This window comes from Micromonospora sp. NPDC000668 (genome assembly GCF_042897975.1).
Taxonomy (GTDB): domain Bacteria; phylum Actinomycetota; class Actinomycetes; order Mycobacteriales; family Micromonosporaceae; genus Micromonospora.
In genome coordinates, this window is sequence record NZ_JBIAYP010000001.1 from 594854 (window position 1) to 614217 (window position 19364).

A 19364-nucleotide genomic window follows, 5' to 3' on the forward strand; every position below is an offset into this window, starting at 1 on the left:
CGGTGCTGGTTCACGACCCGCTCCCCGACTGGGCCAGGGCCTGGGTACGCTCGGCCAGCTCGTCGAAGCCGATCCCGTCGAAGCCGGCGATGCTGCTGGCCAGCCGGTTGCGCAGCGGGGCGACCCACCGCGCCGGCAGCCCGGACGCCCCGGTGAGCGCCCCGGTGACCGCACCGACCGTCGCGCCGGTCGAGTCGGTGTCCCAGCCGCCGCTGACCACCGCGGTGATGGACCGCTCCAGGTCGCCTCGGCCGTACGCCAGCGCGGCGGCCACCAGCGCGGCGTTGTTGCGTACGTGCACCCAGTGCAGGTGGCCGTGCCGGACATACAGCTCGTCGACCACGCGTTCCCAGTCGTCGGCCCCCGCGCCGAGAGCGCGCGCCTCGCGGACCGTGGCCGCGAACCGACTGCGCGGCGGCAGCACCGCCTCGGCGGCGTCCAGCACCTCGTCCATGCTCGCGGCGACCGGCGCGGCGGCGGCCAGGGCGGCGGCCCAGATCGCGCCGTGCACCCCGCCCCGGACGTGGCTGACGGTCGCGTCCCGCCAGGCCAGCTCCGCGGCCCGGTCCGGCCGGCCGGGGTTGACCCAGCCGTACACGTCGGTGCGGATCTGCGCGCCGATCCACTCCCGGAACGGGTTGTGCCGACGGGCGCTCTCTGGTGGAGCGAGCCCGAGCAGCAGGTTCCGGTACGCCACCCGCTCGGCGGTGAAGACCCGGCCGGCGGGCAGCCAGTCCAGCCACGCCTGCGCCACGTCGGCGCTGGTGAAGTCCCGCCCGTGCGTCTCCAGCACCCGCAGCGCCAGCAGCGCGTAGTTCAGGTCGTCGTCCTCGGGCATGCCGTCGATGTTCTCGGCGAGGCTGGTCGGTGCGCTGCGCCGGTTCCACGGCCAGCGGGCGGCGACCTCGGCCGGCAGCCCCTTCGCGGTGAACCAGTCGCGCAGCGGCCACCGGTCGGTCGCCGTGAGGATCTCCCGGATTCCCTCCCGGGGGATCTTCTCCACCGGCTTGCCGAGCAGGCAGCCGGCCGCCCGGCCGAGCCACGCGCCGTGCAGCCGGTCGTGCGTCACGTCGGTCGGCAGCGACCAACTCGTCGGCCATTCGGCCCGTAGTGCGGCCAGCTCATCCGGCTCATCGTCGGCGGCGACGGCGGGCAGCGCGTCGGCGGCGTCCAGCAGCTCCGCCGCGAGCGCCCGCAGCGCCGGGGACGCCGGGGTCGGCGACGCCCCGCTGACCGGCGGGGTCAGGTCCCCGCCGGCCACGGCCCACCGCTGGGCGAGCGCCGCGACGTCGCGCCCCTCGTCCCGGCTGGCCGCCAACTCGTGCGGCAGCAGGTCCTCCGGCTGAACCCAGGTGATCCTCACCGGGTCGACTCGCCGTCGGATGCGTCCGCCACGGCCCGACCGGCGCCGCCGGCCAGCCCGGCGAAGCGCTCCGCCCGCCGGGTGAACCGGGCCTGGTCCCGCTCGAAGACCTCGCCGGCCACCGCCGCGAGAACCCGGGCCGGCTCCACCAGGTCGGTCCGGGAGGCGGTGGCGACCACCTCGGACCACTCCGCCGGCACCGCCGCGGCGCCGCCGAGCGCCCCGGCGATGGCAGCGGCCATCGTGGCGGTGGAGTCGGCGTCCCGGCCGTAGTTGACCGCACCGAGCACCGCCGGGCGGAACTCGCCGCCGGCCACCACGAGCATGCCGATGGCCACCGGCAGCTCCTCGATGGCGTGCAGCCGACTGGGCCGTCGCGCGCCGAGCCCGGGGCTTCGGTACTCCTCCCCCACCGTGTCGTAGGGGGCGACCGCGGCGCGCAACGCCGGAATCGCCTGCTTCCAGTCGTGGTGGCTGCGGGCCTCCTTGACCACCGCGTCGATGGCCGCCCGGGTGCCGTCTCGGGCCAGGTCCAGCGCCGCCGTGACGACGTCCTCGACGCCCGCGCCGGGGGTCGCCGCCGCGGCGACCGCCGCCGCGAAGACGGCGGCGGCCTCCCGGCCGTAGCTGTGCTGGTGCGCTCCGGCGATCTCCACCGCCTCGGCGTACGCCCCGGCCGGGTCGCCCGCGTTGACGATGCCGACCGGGGCCATGTACATGGCCGCACCACAGTTGACGATGTTGCCGACCCCGGCCTCGCGCGGGTCCGCGTGAGCGTGGTGCAGGCGGGTGACCAACCACCGCTCGGCGGCCGCGAGCCGGTGGAAGGTCACCCCCTCCCGCTCCAGGTCGGGGATGTAGACCACCCGCTCGATCAGATCGGGGACCAGCAGCTCCACCACGTCGTACGCGTCGAGGTGGTCCCGTTTGGCCGCATAGGCACGGACCAGGGCGTGGGTCATCAACGTGTCGTCGGTGATGTGCCCGTCGCCCTTGTGGTACGGCGCGAGCGGTCGCGCGGTGGACCAGTCGGCGTGGTACGGGGGCACGATGCCCTCGACCCAGCCGCCGAACCGCGCGCGGATCTGCTCCGGCAGTGCCGTCTCGGTGGCGCCGCCAAGGGCGTCTCCGACCGCGGCGCCGACCAGGCAGCCGACCGATGTGTCGAGCAAGAGTGACATGTCCTACCTCAGAACCTGCTTGCCACCATCGACCAGCTGCGTACCGAGCTGATCAAGGGTGATCTTGTTGGCGAAGTACTGCTGGAGAGCCGGGGTGGCGTACTTGGTCTTCCACTCCGGGTAGCCGTCGGCCTGCTGGAACGGGGCGACGGTCAGGTCCGCGGCGCTGTCCGCGGCGACGTCCCAGCCCTGCTTGCCGGCGGTGAGCTTGACCAGTTCCTCGTTGGCCTGCTTGCCGGTCGGTACCAGCCAGTCACCCTTGGCCAGCGCGGCCATGTTGGTCGGGTTCAGGAAGTACTCGAGGAACTGCGCGGCCTGCTTCTTGTGCTTGGAATCCGCGGAGACGGACAGCGTCTGCGGGTTGGCCGCCTGCTTGGCGGAGAGCCCCTTCACCGGCGGAAGGGTGACCCATTCGAAGCCGGCCGGCGCCTGCTCGACCATCTGCTGACGCAGCGACACCGAGCCGGGCAGCATGGCGTACTTGCCGCCGAAGAAGCCGGGCAGGGTGTCCGCGCCGCTCATGCCGAGCGCCTCCGGGGAGGCGGACTTCGCGGTGTAGATCATGTCGTGGATCCGCTTCGGGATCTGCTTCTCCGCGTCACCGACCCGCACCTCGGTGCGCCCGCCGTCGGTGTAGAAGAACTTTCCGTCGTAGTTGAGCGCCAGGTTCAGCACCCGGTTGGTCGGCGACTTCAGCGCCCAGGCCACGCCGTACTGGCCGGGCTTGGTGAGCTTCTGCGCGTTGCCCTGGAACTCGTCCCAGGTCCAGCCGCCATCTGCCGGCGGCACCGCGACACCGGCGGCGTCGAGCAGCTTCTTGTTGGCGATGACGACCTGCGACTCCAGCAGGAACGGAATGCCGGTGACCTTGCCGTCGACGGTGGCCGTGTCCCAGACGCCCTGGTCGATCTGGCCCTTCAGATCGTCGGAGACCAGCCCGGAGAGGTCGGCCAGGTAGCCCTGCTTGCTGAACTCGCCGATCGCGGACGCCTCGTAGTGCACGATGTCGGGTGCGTCGCCGCCCTCGAAGGAGGTCAGCAGCTGGTCGTGCACCGAGTTCCAGTCACCCTGGACGTACTCGACCTGGATGTCCGGGTGCTCGGCGTTCCATTTGGCGACGAGGTCCTTGTTGACCTGCAGCGACTCCTTCTGCCAGGCGAGGCTGAGGAAGCGCAGCTTGGCCGGGCCGGACGTGGCCTCGTCGCCGCCGCTGTCACCGCACGCGGTGAGCGCGCCGAGGCCGACGACCGCGACCGCGGTGGCCGCGGCGAGTCGACGAAATCGGGTAGGGAGCATGGGGGTTACCTCCTTGGTGGTGGGTGGGGGACGGTTCAGCCCTTGACCGCGCCGGCGAGCGACCCGGACGAGAGCCGGCGTTGCATGAACGCGAAGAAGATCAGGCTGGGCAGCGTGGCCAGCAGTGAGCCGGCGGCCAGCGGCCCGAGTCGGGCGGTGCCCTCGATGCCGACGAACCGGGCCAACGCGACCGGCAGGGTGGCCAGCTCCGGGGTCTTGATCAGCACCAGCGCGAAGAAGAACTCGTTCCAGGCCGAGATGAAGGAGAACAGCGCGGTCGCGACCAGGCCCGGGGCGAGCAGCGGGAAGACCACCCGGCGCAGGACCTGCACCCGGCTCGCACCGTCCACCGAGGCGGCCTCCTCCAGCTCCCGAGGGATGTTGCGGACGAAGCCCTGCAGCATCCAGAGCGCGAACGGCAGCGCCCACACCACGTAGATCAGCACCAGCCCGGCGTGCGTGTTGGCCAGGCCGACCTGCCGCAGCACCAGGAAGATCGGGATGATCAGCAGCACGAACGGGAAGAGCTGGGACAGCAGCACCCAGCCCAGCGCCGCGGTGCCGAGCTTGGAGCGGAACCGGGCCAGCGCGTACGACGCCGGCATGGCGACCAGCACGGTCAGCACCGCCGAGGCGAGCGAGACCTGGAGGCTGTTCAGCGCCGCCCGGCCCAGCTCCTGCTCGGTGAAGGCCTGGACGAAGTTCTGCACCGTCGGGTTGTCCGGGATCAACGTCGGGTGCAGTCGCACCAGCTCCCGCGGCGGCTTGAACGCAGTCGAGAGCAGCCAGACCAGCGGGAAGCCGAGGAAGATCAGGTAGCCGGTGAGCGCCAGGTACTGCAACACACGCCCGGTGCGGCTCGGTTTTCCGAACATCAATGCCCTCCGATCAGGACTGTGCGGCTCGCAAGCTCACTCCTCGCACTGAGCACGACTAGTTCGCCTCCCTCAGCCGGCGGCGGAGATAGACGGCGAGCAGCGCGATGATGATCACGACCATCACGTTGCCGAGCGCCGCCGCGTAGCCGTAGTTGCCGTAGCGGAACGCCTCCTCGTAGGCAAAGAGCATCGGCAGCATCGTCTTGCCGCCCGGCCCGCCTGTGGTCAGCACGTAGACCAGGCCGAACGAGTTGAAGTTCCAGATGAAGTCCAGCGACGTGATCGCCACGATCACCGGGGCCAGGGCGGGCAGCGTGACGTGCCGGAACCGGTGCCAGGTGCTGGCCCCGTCCACCGCCGCCGCCTCGTGCAGCTCGCGGCCCACCCCCTGCAGACCGGCGAGCAGAACGACGGTGGTCTGCGGCATGCCGGCCCAGACCCCGACGAGGATCACGGCGGGCAGCGCGGTGCTGAAGTCGCCGAGCCAATTGGTCCGCAGCCCGTCGGCGCCGATCTGGTGGAAGAACTCGTTGATCAGTCCGGCGTCCGGGTGGTAGACGAGCTTCCAGAGGATGCCGACCACGACCGGCGGCATCGCCCACGGCACCACGGCCAGCACCCGGGCCACGCCCCGGAACCGCAGCTGCTGGTTGAGCAGCAGGGCCAGCCCGAGGGCGAGCAGGAACTGGAGCACGGTCACCCCGACCGCCCAGATCAGCCCGATCTTGAACGAGTTCCAGAACAGCTCGTCGCCGAGGAGTTCCCGGTAGTTGGCCAGGCCGGTGAAGCTCACCTCGACGTTGCGCCCGGCCCGGGCGTCGGTGAAGCCGAGGTAGATGCCGCGCAGCAGTGGGAACACCGACAGCACCAGAATCGGCAGCAGCGACGGCAACAGCAGCAGGTAGATGGTGGTGCGGTCGGAGCGGAACCGGTTCGGCCGACGGGCCGGCTCGGCCCGCTCGACGTCCGGCTGCTCGGCCAGCGTGGTCATGAGGTCACCCCTTCGCTGGACGGGTGGGTGGTCGGTGGGCCGGCCGGCCGAGGGGCCGGCAGCGTCGTGCCACTGGACGCGCGGACGGCGAGGCTCGGTGGCACCTGCTCGCGCCGCGGCGGCAGGGTCGGGTCGGCAATGCGTTGCAGGAGCAGTTCGGCGGCTCGGCGACCGCGCTCGGCCGAGCCGAGCGAGACGCTGGAAAGCTGGGGAAACATCATCCGGGCCAGTTCGGTGTCGTCCATGCCGACCAGGGCGACGTCCTGCGGCACCCGGCGTCCGGCAGCCAGCAAGGCGTGCAACGCGCCGACCGCGATCAGGTCGTTGGCACAGAACAGGGCGTCCGGGTCGGTGCGGGCGAGCAGCCGCTCGGTGGCGGTCCGGCCGGCGGCGTACTGGAAGTCGCCGACCTCGATCAGGTCCTCGTCGAGCGGGATGCCGTGCCGGAGCAGGGCGCTCCGGAAGCCGGCGTCACGCGCGATGCCCGGGACGGTGTCGAGCGGGCCGTTGACGAAGCCGATCCGGCGCCGGCCGGTGGCGACGAGGTGGTCCACGGCCAGCGCCACACCGTGCCGGGAATCGGTACGCACGTTGTCCACCGCTGCGTCCGCGCCGAGTTGGCCGACCACCACCACCGGCACTGGGCTGTCCACCATGGCGCTCAGGTGGTCGTCGGTGACCCGGATCGGCGAGACGATCATCCCGTCCACGTAGCGGTTGGCCAGTCGGCGCAGCAGGGCGGTCTCGTTGTCGATCCGCCCGCCGGTGGCGTGCACCAGCAGCTGCCGCCCGGAGGAGGCGACCACCGCCTCGATGGCGCGCATCATCTCCACGTAGACCGGGTTGCCGATGTCCTCGACGGCGAGCGCGACCAGGCCGGTGCGCTGGGACTGCAGCGACCGGGCGATCGCGTTCGGCACGTAGCCCACCTCGGCCGCCGCGGCGCGTACCTTGCGGATCGTCTCCGGGCTGCCGCCGACCCCGTTGAGCACCCGCGAGGCGGACGCGATGGAGACACCGGCCCGGGCGGCGACTGTGTGCACCGTGGGCCGACCGTCAACCGGTTCCTGTAAACGTTTACGACCCACGTCTGGCACCTCCACCCGATAGCTGTAAACGTTTCCGGGAGTCTGCGCCGCCTGCGGCGGAGAGGTCAAGGGCTCGTTACGAAAACGTTTCCAACGGCCGACGGCCCGATGGCGGGAGTGATCTCCCGGCCCGGCCAGACGACAGCGGGCCGCGGCGACGGCGGCACGACAACTCGCCGCCGGCGATCAGCTCAGGGTGTGGCCGCCTCCGGCCTCAGCTTCCGCCCATGCTCGACGAGCTGTTGTCCGACGAGTTCCCCGGCCGCGAGGTGTATCGGCCCGCCCGTCGCCCAGCCCGCGCACGACGCCCCAGCATGCTGTTGATCAGCAGCAGCACCAGGGCGAAGAGCAGGATTGAACCGGCCAGCATCGCAGCGATCGTTCCAACCGACATGCGCGACCGCCCCTCTCCGGCCCCGACCCTTCCGGCCGGGTGAGCAGATCCTGACACGATCAGGCGGCGCGGGCACCTGCCCGGAGGGAGTCGATGGTCAGGTCGAGGGCAGCCTCAAGGTGGTCGATCCTTCCGGTGGAGAGCAACAGGAGTACGCCGCCCTGGATGCCGGCCAGCAGGGCCGCGGCGGCGCGGTCGGCGTCCACCTCGGGGGCGATGTCCCCGGTCGACTGCATGTGCCGGATGCCCTCGGTGATCGCCTTCTGCCAGCGCGACATGAGCCCGGTCACCACCGCCTGCGCGCCCGGCGCGCGCCGGCCGGCCTGACCGAGTAGACCGTTGAGCGGGCACTTCACGCCCTGCGCGAGGTAGCGCTCGATCAGCCGATCGCGCCACGCCAGCCAGGCTGGCCAGGACGTCAGGTTGCTGAGCATCGGCTCCTGGTCGATGAGCACCTGATCGGCCTCGTGCTCGGCCACCGCGAGCAGCAGCTCATCCTTGCCCTCGGGGAAGTAGTGGAAGAGCTGGCCCTTGCTGGTGCCGGTGCGGGCCATGACGTCCTCGAGACGTACCTCGTCGACACCGCGCTCGCGGATCTCGGCGGCCGCCCCGGCGACGATCCGCGCCCGGGTCGCCTCGCCCTTGCGGGTCAACGCGCGAGTCATGCGACCTCCCGATGGCGCCTGCGGCGCCGATTCTCGTCTGGACCGGCCGGTCCAACCGTAGCTCGATTTTTGGACTTGCAGGTCCATTTTTGCCGAGCAAGAGTCTGGACCACGCGGCCCCTCCGGGCCGGACAAGCGATCGGAAGGACGCGACGATGAACCACTACTACCTGCTCGGGCGGTCCGGTCTGCGGGTGAGCCGCCTGGCTCTGGGCACGATGAACTTCGGCGTCGACGGGTTCCACGCCGCGTACGGCAAGACCGAGGATGAGGCCGAGCCGATCTTCCGGCGGTACCTGGAGGCGGGCGGCAACTTCATCGACACGGCGGACTTCTACACCGCCGGGGAGAGCGAACGGATCCTCGGCCGCCTGATCGACCGGGCCGGCGTCCGGGATCGGCTCGTACTCACCAGCAAGTTCACCAACACCGTCGACCAGAGCGACCCGAACGCCAGCGGCAACGGTCGCAAACACATCGTGCGGGCCCTGGACGCCTCGCTGCGCCGGCTCGGCACCGACTACATCGACCTGTACCTGCTGCACACCTGGGACCGGATCACCCCGGTCGAGGAGGTCGTGCAGACCTTCGACGACCTGGTGCGCGTCGGCAAGATCCGGTACGCCGGCCTCTCCGACGTACCGGCCTGGTACGCGGCTCGCGCGCAGAGCTACGCCGAAGCGCACGCGCTGACCCCGATGGTCACGCTGCAACTCCCGTACTCCCTGGTCGCGCGCGACATCGAGGCGGAGTACGTGCCGATGGGCCAGTCCCTCGGCATGGGCCTCACCGCATGGAGCCCGATCGGCGGCGGCCTGCTCAGCGGCAAGTACCGACGGACCGGCGACGGCCTGAGCGGGAACGGTCGGTTGACCAATCCGGCTGCCCCGGGTCGGGAGATCAACCCTCGGGACTGGCAGGTGATCGAGGCACTGGAGAGCGTGGCCGCCGACCTGGATCGGAGCATGGCCCAGGTCGCCATCAACTGGGCGGTCACCCAGCCCGCCGTCGCATCGGTGATCATCGGGGCGAGCAGCCCCGAGCAACTGGACAGCAACCTCGCCGCGCTCGACTTCGAGATCCCGGCGGACGCCCGTCGTCGGCTCGAGGAGGCCAGCGCGCCGCACGTCGGAATGCCCCACGTGATGTTCACCCCGGAGTACCAGTCCTGGGTGGTGAGCCCCGGCCTCGGCATCGGCGACAAGCCGGCGGGGTACGCGCCGCCGGTGTTCAACGGCGCCACCCAGCCCTCCACCTGACGGAACCCGACCTGCCGGTCAGGCGAGGGAGACGGCGACCAGGGCGACGGCGGAACCGGCGAAGACCACCGTGTTGCGGAGGTAGGTCTGGGCGCGCACCCAGCGAGGGAAGGCGTTCTCGGCGGCCTGGAGGAAGGGCTTGACCTCGACGCGGGTCAACTCCGGGTCGCCGTTACGGCGGAAGGCAGCCTCGACGGACTTCACGGCGGTGAGGTTGCTGTAGACGATCACCACGTTCATCAGCACGACCAGCGAGGAGAAGATCCAGGTCAGCGGCTGGGCCAGGTCGGAGCCGGCGAGGTGCAGGGCGGCGACGGTGGTCATCACCGCGGCGACGGCCACCGGGGCCGCGGTCTCGTGGCCGCTGGCGTCGAACCGGAGCTTGTTCTCCGCCAACACCTCGGGGCGGACGTTCTGGCGGCGAAGCTCGGCCTCTGCGGCGGCCTTCGCGACAGGGCCGAAGCGGTGACGGACCACCGGGATGCTGACGAAGGCGGCGGCGACGAGCAACTGCATGACGGCGGCGAGGGTGTTCATGGAACTCTCCTTGGAGTTGCACTTAGTTCAACTGGCTGGCGGAGATGACGGTAACCGGCTACTTGAACGTTGTGCAAGCCCTGGGTTGAACTTTGTGCAAGCGACTGCGTACCGTGAGGGGCATGGCACGCGACACCCTCACCCGAGAGCAGATCGTCCGCACCGCCGTCGAACTCCTCGACGCCGAGGGCCTCGAAGGCCTGAACATGCGCGCCCTGGGCAAACGACTCGACTCCGCCGCCACCGCCATGTACTGGCACGTCAAGAACAAGGACAACCTCGTCCTGCTCGCCACCGACCAGGTGTGGGGCGAGCTCAAGCTGCCCGACCTGGACGCCGTCGACTGGCGTACCGCGACCACCGCCATGGCCGTCGACCTGTACGAGATGTTCACCCGTCACCCCTGGCTGGTGCAGGCATTCGCCGCGCACGTCCTCTACGGCGAGGGCAAGGCTCGCCACGACGACCACAGCCTCGCCGTCCACGAGACTGCCGGCTTCACCGGCGCCCAGGCCGACCAGGCCGCCTCCGCCGTTTTCACCTACGTTCTCGGCAACGCGGCAGGTGCCGCCGCGACCGCCTCACTCACCCGGAAACTCACGCGGGACGACACCACCGCCGAGGAACAGTTCCAGGACGCCATGGGCAAGGCCAAGGAAATCGCCATGCGCTACCCGCGCCTGCGTACCCGCCTGGAGACCCCAGCGGCGACCGACTATGCCGCCGCGCCCGACGACGCCTTCGAGTTCGGGCTCCAGGCTCTCCTCGACGGCCTGGAGCGGCAGCTCGCCGCCTAGCCCGGCCGCCGAGCTGGTTCGGCCGCGCCACCGGAGGCGCAGGCCGGACCTCCGAGCCGAACAGGACTCGGGATCACTCTTGCACAATGTTCAAGACGTGCCTAGTGTTGGCCCGGCAACCACTTGAACAAAGTGCAATTCGGGGAGAGTGACGGAACATGTCGCAGGAGACGCTGGCGGAGTTCGTCGAGGTGGCGGCCACCAAGTTCGGGGTTCCCGGAGTCGCCGTCGGAGTGTGGGCGGACGGGCGGGAGATGTACGCCTGCCACGGGGTGACGAGCGTCGACAATCCGCAGCCCGTCGACCAGGACACGCTGTTCGTGCTGGGCTCGGTCACGAAGCCCTTCACGGCGACCGCGTTGATGCGTCTGGTCGCACAGGGGCGGGTCGACCTGGACGCGCCGGTGCGCCGGTATGTCCCCGAGCTCGTGCTGCCGGACGAGCGGGCCGCGGCGGAGATCACCGTGTTGCAGCTGCTCAACCACACCGCCGGGTTGGACTGGAGGATGGGCGTCGAGACCGGAGAGGGCGACGACGCCCTGGCCGCGTACGTGGCGAAGATGGCCGATCTGGAACTCATCGCGCCGCCGGGCTCCCGCGCCTCCTACAGCCAGGTCGGGTACGACCTCGCCGGGCGGATCATCGAAAAGGTCACGGGCCTGACCTACGAGCAGGCCATCGCCTCGCTGCTGTTCGAGCCACTGGGGCTGTCGCACAGTTCCTTCGCCACCAACGACGTCATGACCCGGCGGTTCGCGGTGGGGCACAACCTTGGCGAGGACGGAACGCTGGCCGTCGCACGACAGTGGAAGGACAGCCGCGCCAACAACCCCGGCGGGGGTGCCGTGTCCTCGGTGGTGGACCAACTTCGGTGGGCCCGGTTCCACCTCGGTGACGGTCGCGCGGACGACGGTGCCCGCATGCTGCCAACCGAGGTACTGGAGCGGATGAAGGCGCCGACGGTCGAATTGCGGGGCAGCACGCTTGGCGACGCCTTCGGCATCTGCTGGTTCCTCCGCGATGTGGACGGTGTTCGCACCATCGGGCACGGCGGATCGGCCAACGGCCAGTTCGCCGAACTTCTCATCGTCCCCGAGCGAAACTTCGCCGTCGTCGCGCTGTCCAACTCGGGCCCGGACGGCGGCCTCGCCGTCAACCAGGCCGTCGTCCGGTGGGCACTCGAGCACTACCTGGGCGTTGTCGACCAGGACCCGGAGCCGCTCCCCTTCGACGATGCGCGAGCCAGGGAAGTCGCCGGAAGGTACGAGAACGACATGATGACGCTCGAAATCGCCACCGATGGGACCGGGCTCACGGTCGAATGCGGGATCAAACCGGAGATCCGCGCGGCCACGGACACCGAACTCCCCCCGGATCTCCCACCGGCCGATCTCGGCCTGCTGCCCGGCGAGGCGGACGAATACATCGTCACCAGCGGCGGTCTCAAGGGGCAACGCGGCTTCTTCGCCCGCGACGAGAGCGGCGCGATCACCGGGGCCGACCTGGCCGGCCGGTTGTTCACGCGCGTTTGCCGGTGATGGCCCCCGGTGTCGGCGGGTACGCCCTGGTGGCACCAGGGCGTACCCCGATCAGTCAGACCTGACGATCGTCGGCGGCGACCAGCGAACCGGGTGTGCCGACGGAGCCGGACGGCGTGGCGGCTGCCGGTGCGAAGGCGACCCGGGAGCGCAGCTGCCGGAACCCGGTTCGTTCCAGCTCGGCCAGCACCGCCACCCGGTGGGCGTCCACGTCGGCGATCACCTCCCGGGCGCCGCCGTCGACCAGCACCCGGACCGCTTCGGCCAGCAGCTCAGCCCGGACGGCGTCGTGGAGCAGACCGAGGTAGGCGATGAGCGGGAAGCAGGCGTCCCCGGCCGTCCCGACCAGTCCGACCGGCTCGCCGTCGTCCAACGCGACCCGCCAGTCGCCGGCCGGGCCGCCCAGCCAGGCCAGTGGGTCGGTGGCCAGATCGACGCCGCCGACCGCCCGCGCTATCTCCACGCCGGTCAGCACGTCCGGCTCGGTGACTCGTGCGACCAGTGCGTTGATCTCGGTCGGGTCGGTGGCCGGGCGGAAGGCGTACCGCCCGGAGGTGGCCGGCAGCGGCGTGCCCGTCCAGGAGCATCGGAGCCGCTCCCCGCGCTCGACCAGCCCGGCTAGCCGGGCCGCCGCCATCGGCGCCTCCATCACGGCCAGCACCTCCGGCCGGCGCCGCCAGTGCGCCGGCATGGCGGCGTAGTACAAACCGGGACCGCCCAGCGCCTCGTGGGCGGCGCGCAGCAACGCGGCACCCACCTCCGGCTCGGCGTCCAGGTCGAACCGGTCCAGCCAGGGCGCACCGACGGCACCCGGCGGGAGGAGCCAGGCCGCCCGGCCGACCACCCGGCCGGCGCGAAGGGCGACCCAGGTGTTCTCGGGCCGGTAACCGCCGCCGGCGATCCCGTCGGCGTAGCCGACCTGGCGCAGTTGGGGCAGCGGATCGGGCATGGAGTCGAACAGGTTTTCCTCGCCCGCGACGAGCGGGCGGATGACCAGATCGGTCATGGGTTGACCTCCGGAGAGCAAGCGCCCCGGGTCAGATCCGCGTGGACGCCGGGGCGCGGAGGGGGCGCAGAACATCGGACATTGTTCTGACCTCCTCCCGGCTCGATGGCGTGCCGAAAACGTACTCGACGCGCTCGCCGGCCCGCAAGACCGGCACACGGCGGCGGAGTCGGGCCGAGCGACGGCTACAACGCCGGATTGGTCTCCGGTCCACTCCGGTGGGACAGCCCGTCGTAGATGGCGATCCCGGCCAGGATCAGCCCGGCGCTGACAGTCGCCGCGACTGGCGGAAGGAAAACCATGGGCGGCGCCGCCGCGGCCAGTACCAGCGCACCGACCATCAGGACCCAGCAACGCGACTTGGTCTCGGACGGCCGTTCCAGGTAGGTCCGCCCGATCAGGAACAGCACTGGACCCCCGAAGATGATGACCACCAGCGCCCAGTCGATCGGCGGGTTCGGGTCCTCGATGACCTGCCCGAAGCCGACCGCGGTGCAGATGATGCCACCGACGATGAGCAGCAGGCTGAAGCTCGCCCACCAGGACAGTTGCAGCCCTTCCGCGGCCAGACTGCCGGTCGAGGGCCGGCCCGGCCCCACGTGGTAGAAGTAGATTCGCCAGAACGACACCACCGCCACGAACGCGGCGACGAGGGTGATCGTCCGCTCGGTCGAGAAGCCCGGGAAGCTGATCGCGGCGCCGGCTTCGAGCACCACCTCGGCGAGCGCGATCATGAAGAACTGGTTGTACCGGTCGGCGAGGTGAACGTAGGAGACCTTGGCCCAGGTGCTGCGCCGGTCCCCGCCCACTCCGGGGACGGGCCAGCTGGTGGCCGCTCCGCCGACCTCGATGGCGAGGGCGAGGGTCCAGAAGACGCCGCGGCCGAGCCCTCCGCTGATGCCACCGGCGATCCACAGCACACCGGACACCACGTGCCAGCTCAGCACCCGGACCGAGACGCCCTGCATCGGGTGGCCTCGCAGGGCCAGCGCCAGGTAGAGCGGGCGGCCGACCTGGATGAGGACGTACGTGCAGGCGAAGATCGCACCCCGCTCGCCGAACGCCTGTGGCAACGAGACCGCCAGCACCAGCGTGCCGAACATCGTCGCCAGCAACAGGATCTGGATATCCGTGCGCCGGGGGTCATAGGTGCTCGACATCAGGGCGTTGAGCGACCAGATCATCCACATCGCCGCGAAGAACAGCAGCGTCTGACCCGCCTCCGACAGCAGCGAGTGTCGGACGATGGTCAGGTCGTCCGCGACCCGCCCGGCGAGGCGGGCGAGCGCGAAGACGTAGACGATGTCGAACAGCAGTTCCAGGACGGTCGACCCGCGTGGGCTGCTGCTGTCCCCCAGCCCACGCAACCCGGCGCGTGTCAGCACGAGGGGCGTCCGCTCAGCCGGCCAGGGCTGCCGGCACCGGCACGCCGAGGTGGGCGAGGAGCCGCCCGGCTTGGTAGCGGTGTTCGGTGACCTGCCCCGCTGCCATCGCCCTGGGTCTCCTCGCCGACCGGCCACGTCATTGCTGTCGGCGAATTTTATCCCGGTCTTTCGTATTCCTGGAGGTTATGCCCGGAAAGCACGACTGTTTGGATCCGCGGCGTATCGGCGGTGTGAAAACAGGTGCGTCGGCTGTCCAGAACGCGTGAAGATCCTTGTCCGGGTCGAGCGGATGGGATGTGCTGGACGACGTCGGGGTGAAGGACCACCCCGAGCGAGGTGAGAAGGACGACGGTGGTTAGGTCCAAGCGGCGCATCCCGGCGGGCGTGTACGAGCCCGGCCGTGGCGTATGGACGGTCGGTGCGGCCCAGACAGCGCCCGAGCGTCCCCCGCTTCCGGGCTGCGTACGTCCGTAGCCCTGTCGCTCTCACCGCGCCGCGCGACGGGCCTGGGTCGGTTCGACCCGGCCCGTCGCGCCCACATCGGCGGTACGCCGGATCATGCGTGCCGTCACCCTCCGGTAGGAGCGCGGGTCGACGGGCAGCAACCACTGACGTGCCCGGGTCAGCCGGCCGAGGTTGAGCCCGAGTTCGTCGAGGACCTCGTCGACGTTGTGCATCGAGAACGGAATGACGTTCGTGCCCCGGGCGTGCCGCCCGCTGGTCCGCGCCGCCATCCAGGCCAGGCGCGCGTGCACCTCCGCGCGCATCCGGTCCCGGGATGGCAGCGTGATCCCTCCCCGCAGGTGGGCGGCGGTCCACACCGCTGCCATCTCCGCGCTCAGCGGGCTGAAGAACGAGGAGTTGTAGCCGGCGAACGTCAGGCGTGGCACGTCGATCGGCAGGATCTGGCGGTACAGCATGAAGTTGCCCGCGTCGTCCTGCAGCCGGGCGTGCAGCGCGTCGTCGAAGAACGGGACGTGCTGCCGGAAGCCGGTGCCACAGATCACCAGGTCCGCGGCGAGCATCGTGCCGTCGCCGAGGCGGGCGGTCGGCCGCCCGTCGTCGACCAGGAGTTCGGTGATCGTCTGGTCCCGATGGACGGTGATCCGGCCGTCGGCGACGCGCTCGAAGAAGCCCTCCGTGGCGAGGCTGACGGTGCTGCGGGCGATGTCCTGAAAGGTTCCGTTCGGCACGAGACCCAGCTCGCGCAGCTTGAGCTGCCTGGTCGCGACCGACCCGACGCTGTCGAGCAGGGTGCGGCGCAGGCCGTCTCCCGGACCGTGCAGGAACCGCTCGAAGCCCTTCAGGTTGAGGTACCGGAACAGCGCCTCGCCCATCCGGGTGAGCAGGAGGTATTTGTAATTGAGCGCACCGCCGAGCTTCCTGGGCATCTTCCAGAGCAGTTCGCGAGCGACGACGTGGGTCTGGGTGGCGACGTCGCTCAGCGGGACCGCCACGTCGCAGGACGACTTGCCGTACCCGACGACGAGGACGTTCTTTCCGCGGGCCGCCGCGAGGTCGTGCAACTCCCCCGCGGCCAGGACGCGTCCGCCGGCGGCGGTGAAGTCCGCGCGGCCTTCGAAGGACGGGACGAGGGGCTCGGAGAAGATGCCGTTGGCGACGACGAGGTGGTCGTACCTCTCCAGGGTCATCGGGGCCTGGGCGCCGGCCGGTCGCGACGTGAGCAGCCACCCGGTCTCGTCGTCCACGAGTTCGGCGGAGACGACCTCCGTGGCGAGGCGCAGGGCGACGCCGAGCCCGAACATGTCCACGTAGCTTTCGAGGTACTGCTGGACCTGCTCGCCCGTCGGCCACTGCGGGTAGTGGGCCGGCATGGGCAGGTCGGAGAGGTGGTAGGTGCCCTTGTCGTTCTGGGTGCGGAGGCCGGGGTAGCGCCGGGTACGACTCCACACCCCACCGACGTCGGGCGCCTTCTCGAACACGGTGACGTCGAAGCCACTCTGCCGCAGCACCTTCGCTGCGCTCAGGCCGGCGAATCCAGCGCCGACGACGGCAATCCTCATGACGGCCTCCGGAAGGTGTGACCCGCTGGCGGGAACGGCGGCGGCAGGGGCGCCGGCGGTGTCCGTACGCTAACGAGCGCGATGCACGGGCCGCTATCCGCTGCACGCGGAGTGTGTCCGCGGTGCGCAGTCGAACCGCTCCCTGTCGGGTCGCCGCCTTTCCCGCCCCCTCACCCCGGTCGCGTCCTAGGGTCAGCGCATCAGGACGCCGTGGGAGGTGTCGGATGGATGCCGTGACGGTCCGGACGCGCGACGTCGAGCACGCGCGTGCCGAGGTGGGTCGCGTGTTCTGTCCACACCGGCTCACTCCGCAGCCGGGCGTCCACAGCGTGCGGCTACGGATGGCGGCCCGCCGGGTGGGCGGCGTGGGCATCATCGACCTCGACTACGGCCAGGCGGTGCGGATCCAGCCCACCCCGCTGGAGACCTTCTACCTCGTACAGATTCCGCGCAGCGGTGGCACGGTGGTCCGGCACGCCGGCCATGCGGTGACCTCGACGCCCGACGTCGCCTCCGTCCTGTCGCCGTACGACGCCTCGGACATGCACTGGTCCGAGGGGTCGCCGCACCGGATCTTCTACGCCGACCGGCGCGCCATCGACCGGGAGCTCGCCCGCCTGCTGGGCCGCCCGGTGGACGGCCCGATCCGCTTCGACATCGGCATGGCCATGACCACGCCGACCGCGAGGGCGTGGGCGCGCGGGGTGGACTTCCTCGCCGCGGAACTGTCGCAGCCGACGGACGCGTCCCTCCTCGACCACCCACAGGTCGCCGCTCGGTTCGAGCAGGGGCTCATCGGCAAGCTGCTACTGGCCCACCGGCACACCTATTCCGACCTGCTCGCCGAGCCGGCGCGCCACCCGGCCCCCGGGCGCCTCGTCCGCCAGGCCTGCGCCCTGATCAGCGACCACCACGGCGAGGCACTGACGGTTGGGGATGTCGCGGAGGCGCTGCGGGTGAGCGTACGAACGCTGCAGGACTGCTTCCGACGCGAGTTGCAGACCACGCCCACCGCGTACCTGCGCGCCTGCCGGCTCGACGCGGTGCACCGCACACTGCGCACGAGCGACCGCGGCATGTCCGTGACGACCGCTGCCCTGCAACACGGGTTCGTCCACCTCGGCCGCTTCGCCAGCGACTACCGGGCCCGCTTCGGCGAGGCGCCGTCCACGACCCTGCGTCGCTGACGACTGCGGCCCTGCCCGGGCTCCGGCGGCTCGCGCCAGGTCACCCGGTCCGCCGGCGGAGCCGCCGGACCCAGCCGAGCCGGCCTCGCGGCGTCCTGCCCGGACGCCGGCCGGCCCTCCGGACCGGGCGGACCGCACGGCCCGCTTTCAGGCCGGCGCGTCCGAGCAGCCGAATCAGCAGCCAGCAGAACACCGCCAGCATGCCGAACAGGACACCCGTCACGATCCGCCAGCGCATGCTCTCGACCTGCAACACCTCCGGCACCAGCGCGGCGACGCCGGCAACCGCGGTGATCGAGAACAGCCACTGGAGCCGCTGCTGGAACAGCGCCGTCTGCAACCCGAAGAGCTGGCTCAGGTTGCTGCGGAGCAGTTCCAGGCGCTGCCGGGCGGCCTGAAGGTGCCGGGGCACCCGCAGGCCCTCGATCAGGAACGTGGCCACCGTGATCCGCATCGGATCCCGGTACATCAGATCCACGTTGCCAACCTCGGCCAGCCCCCGGCTCAGTTGCAGTTGCACCCGTGCCAACCGGGTGATGCGGGCGCCGAGTGAGTGGCCCGGCCCGACGAGTTCGTCGCGGTCATTCGGATCCACCCCCACCCAGAGCTGGCAGAAGAACCACTGAGCATGGATCTGCCCGTACATGTCCTGAACCATTCGGACGGCCGCCGGGCCGCCCTCGACCCCATCGTGCAGTACGGCCACCGTGGACCAGCCCGTGGGGGCACGTAGATGTGATCGATGTCGAGGCTCACCCAGCCATTCTGGTTGCCTCGCCCAACCGCGGCTGCCCCTGTCGTCCGGTGGGCGTCAGCGGTGCATGTGCAGGCGGATCGTGGTGGCACCGGGCCTGGTGTGGACGCGTACGAGATCGCAGAGTTGGTTGACCAGGATGAGCCCTCGGCTGCCGGGCTGCCGCGGCGGCACCGGAATCCGGCCGGCGAGCGGATTCGTGATGTGCCCGGTGTCGCTGAACTGACAGATCAGTCGCGTGCGGTCGGTCCACACCGCGAGGGTGCCGCCGGCGGCGGTGTGTCTGACCGTGTTCGTGGCCAGTTCGTTGACCGCCAGGGTCAGGTCGGAGACCCGGTCCGGGGCCAGTCCGGCCGCGATGGCCTCGGCGGTCACCAACCGGCGGATGGCCGGAAGGGCAGGTAGGTCGACGATGATGGTGGCCGCGTGGCCGGGCGGGTCCCGCAGCGGCAGGTTGAACCCAGCGGCCACCACGACTGGGTCGGCGTAGTGCGGGCTCTCCCACACCGCACCGCCCATCTGCACCGTCGGATGGGTGCGGTAGGCGTCGTCAAGCCAACTGCGGGCCAGGCTACTGGTGTCGTAGGGGCAGAGGATGGTGGCCGGTCGGCCGGCGAACGCCGCGTTGATGAGGGCCTCGTGCTGGGCGCAGGCGGGGTATTCCGTCGCGGTACGGCCGGCCCAGATGGGCTCACCGATGATGCGTACCCGCTTGCCGGGGTGGGCGGCGGCGAAGGCCAGCAGGACGCCCGGAAGGATTCGCCCGGGGTTGCGCCCGGCCACGCTCATGTCGTGCAACTGGACCCGGTCCGCGTCGCTGCCGAGCGTGGTGCGGATGTGGTCGAGGTTGTCCCCCGGTACGGCGACCATGACCGGCTCACCGGCGGCGAGCCCGGCGTGGATGAACGGCACCGTGCCGGCCAGGTACTCCTCGTGATCGCCGTAGAAGAGGGCGGGGTGCGCGAAACCGCCAGCCCTGGTGGCGACGGACGGACTCATGCTGCGGCCTGCGGGGTGGGTG

Annotated in this window: 18 protein-coding genes; 4 read left to right on the plus strand and 14 right to left on the minus strand. The window is 70.8% G+C overall.

Annotated features, from left to right (window positions below; genetic code table 11):
• Positions 1–10: 10 nt before the first annotated feature.
• From ACFY29_RS02665 to ACFY29_RS02700, 8 genes are all read right to left on the minus strand, one after another.
• Complete coding sequence (locus ACFY29_RS02665; protein ID WP_386982802.1) at positions 11–1363, minus strand: ADP-ribosylglycohydrolase family protein; 1353 nt, start codon at positions 1361–1363, stop codon at positions 11–13.
• Positions 1360–2544, minus strand: a complete 1185-nt coding sequence (locus tag ACFY29_RS02670) for an ADP-ribosylglycohydrolase family protein (RefSeq protein ID WP_386982804.1) — start codon at positions 2542–2544, stop codon at positions 1360–1362. Before ACFY29_RS02670 ends, ACFY29_RS02665 begins: the two co-directional genes overlap by 4 nt.
• Positions 2545–2547: 3 nt before the next feature.
• Positions 2548–3840: an ABC transporter substrate-binding protein gene (locus ACFY29_RS02675; protein ID WP_386982806.1), complete on the minus strand. Its 1293-nt coding sequence runs from the start codon at positions 3838–3840 to the stop codon at positions 2548–2550.
• Between the two features lie 35 nt (positions 3841–3875).
• Positions 3876–4715: a carbohydrate ABC transporter permease gene (locus ACFY29_RS02680; RefSeq protein ID WP_386982808.1), complete on the minus strand. Its 840-nt coding sequence runs from the start codon at positions 4713–4715 to the stop codon at positions 3876–3878.
• 58 nt (positions 4716–4773) lie between these two features.
• Positions 4774–5709, minus strand: a complete 936-nt coding sequence (locus tag ACFY29_RS02685) for a carbohydrate ABC transporter permease (protein ID WP_386982810.1) — start codon at positions 5707–5709, stop codon at positions 4774–4776.
• Positions 5706–6752 carry a LacI family DNA-binding transcriptional regulator gene (locus tag ACFY29_RS02690; protein WP_386982812.1) on the minus strand — a complete coding sequence of 349 codons (1047 nt, stop codon included), beginning with the start codon at positions 6750–6752 and terminating at the stop codon, positions 5706–5708. Before ACFY29_RS02690 ends, ACFY29_RS02685 begins: the two co-directional genes overlap by 4 nt.
• Positions 6753–7011: 259 nt before the next feature.
• Positions 7012–7167 (minus strand): hypothetical protein, encoded by a 156-nt coding sequence (locus tag ACFY29_RS02695; RefSeq protein ID WP_386982814.1) that lies wholly within the window; start codon positions 7165–7167, stop codon positions 7012–7014.
• 83 nt (positions 7168–7250) lie between these two features.
• Positions 7251–7856, minus strand: a complete 606-nt coding sequence (locus tag ACFY29_RS02700) for a TetR/AcrR family transcriptional regulator (RefSeq protein ID WP_386982816.1) — start codon at positions 7854–7856, stop codon at positions 7251–7253.
• A 155-nt stretch (positions 7857–8011) separates the two neighbouring features.
• Between ACFY29_RS02700 and ACFY29_RS02705 the strand changes: the two genes are divergently transcribed.
• Complete coding sequence (locus ACFY29_RS02705; protein ID WP_386982818.1) at positions 8012–9115, plus strand: aldo/keto reductase; 1104 nt, start codon at positions 8012–8014, stop codon at positions 9113–9115.
• A gap of 18 nt (positions 9116–9133) precedes the next feature.
• Here ACFY29_RS02705 and ACFY29_RS02710 read toward each other — a convergent pair whose 3' ends face one another.
• Positions 9134–9652 carry a hypothetical protein gene (locus ACFY29_RS02710; protein WP_355612697.1) on the minus strand — a complete coding sequence of 173 codons (519 nt, stop codon included), beginning with the start codon at positions 9650–9652 and terminating at the stop codon, positions 9134–9136.
• A gap of 122 nt (positions 9653–9774) precedes the next feature.
• Here ACFY29_RS02710 and ACFY29_RS02715 point away from each other — a divergent pair, with 122 nt between their 5' ends.
• Complete coding sequence (locus ACFY29_RS02715) at positions 9775–10449, plus strand: TetR/AcrR family transcriptional regulator (protein ID WP_386982821.1); 675 nt, start codon at positions 9775–9777, stop codon at positions 10447–10449.
• A 158-nt stretch (positions 10450–10607) separates the two neighbouring features.
• Positions 10608–11987, plus strand: a complete 1380-nt coding sequence (locus ACFY29_RS02720; protein ID WP_386982823.1) for a serine hydrolase domain-containing protein — start codon at positions 10608–10610, stop codon at positions 11985–11987.
• Positions 11988–12042: 55 nt separating this feature from the next.
• On the opposite strand, the gene ACFY29_RS02725 is transcribed toward ACFY29_RS02720, so the two are convergent.
• The 3 genes from ACFY29_RS02725 to ACFY29_RS02735 all read right to left on the minus strand — a co-directional run bounded on the left by ACFY29_RS02725 (position 12043) and on the right by ACFY29_RS02735 (position 16402).
• Positions 12043–12993, minus strand: a complete 951-nt coding sequence (locus ACFY29_RS02725; protein ID WP_386982825.1) for an acetyltransferase — start codon at positions 12991–12993, stop codon at positions 12043–12045.
• A 185-nt stretch (positions 12994–13178) separates the two neighbouring features.
• A complete protein-coding gene (locus ACFY29_RS02730) occupies positions 13179–14378 on the minus strand; it encodes a low temperature requirement protein A (protein ID WP_386982827.1) in 1200 nt (399 codons plus the stop codon).
• Positions 14379–14863: 485 nt separating this feature from the next.
• A complete protein-coding gene (locus tag ACFY29_RS02735) occupies positions 14864–16402 on the minus strand; it encodes a flavin-containing monooxygenase (RefSeq protein WP_386982829.1) in 1539 nt (512 codons plus the stop codon).
• Between the two features lie 224 nt (positions 16403–16626).
• Here ACFY29_RS02735 and ACFY29_RS02740 point away from each other — a divergent pair, with 224 nt between their 5' ends.
• Positions 16627–17589 (plus strand): AraC family transcriptional regulator, encoded by a 963-nt coding sequence (locus ACFY29_RS02740; protein ID WP_386982831.1) that lies wholly within the window; start codon positions 16627–16629, stop codon positions 17587–17589.
• A gap of 40 nt (positions 17590–17629) precedes the next feature.
• On the opposite strand, the gene ACFY29_RS02745 is transcribed toward ACFY29_RS02740, so the two are convergent.
• Together ACFY29_RS02745 and ACFY29_RS02750 are read right to left on the minus strand one after the other, a co-directional pair.
• Entirely contained in the window at positions 17630–18235 is a 606-nt protein-coding gene (locus tag ACFY29_RS02745; protein WP_386982833.1) for a hypothetical protein, read from the minus strand.
• Positions 18236–18400: 165 nt separating this feature from the next.
• Entirely contained in the window at positions 18401–19342 is a 942-nt protein-coding gene (locus ACFY29_RS02750; protein ID WP_328415644.1) for a sensor histidine kinase, read from the minus strand.
• Positions 19343–19364: the final 22 nt, after the last annotated feature.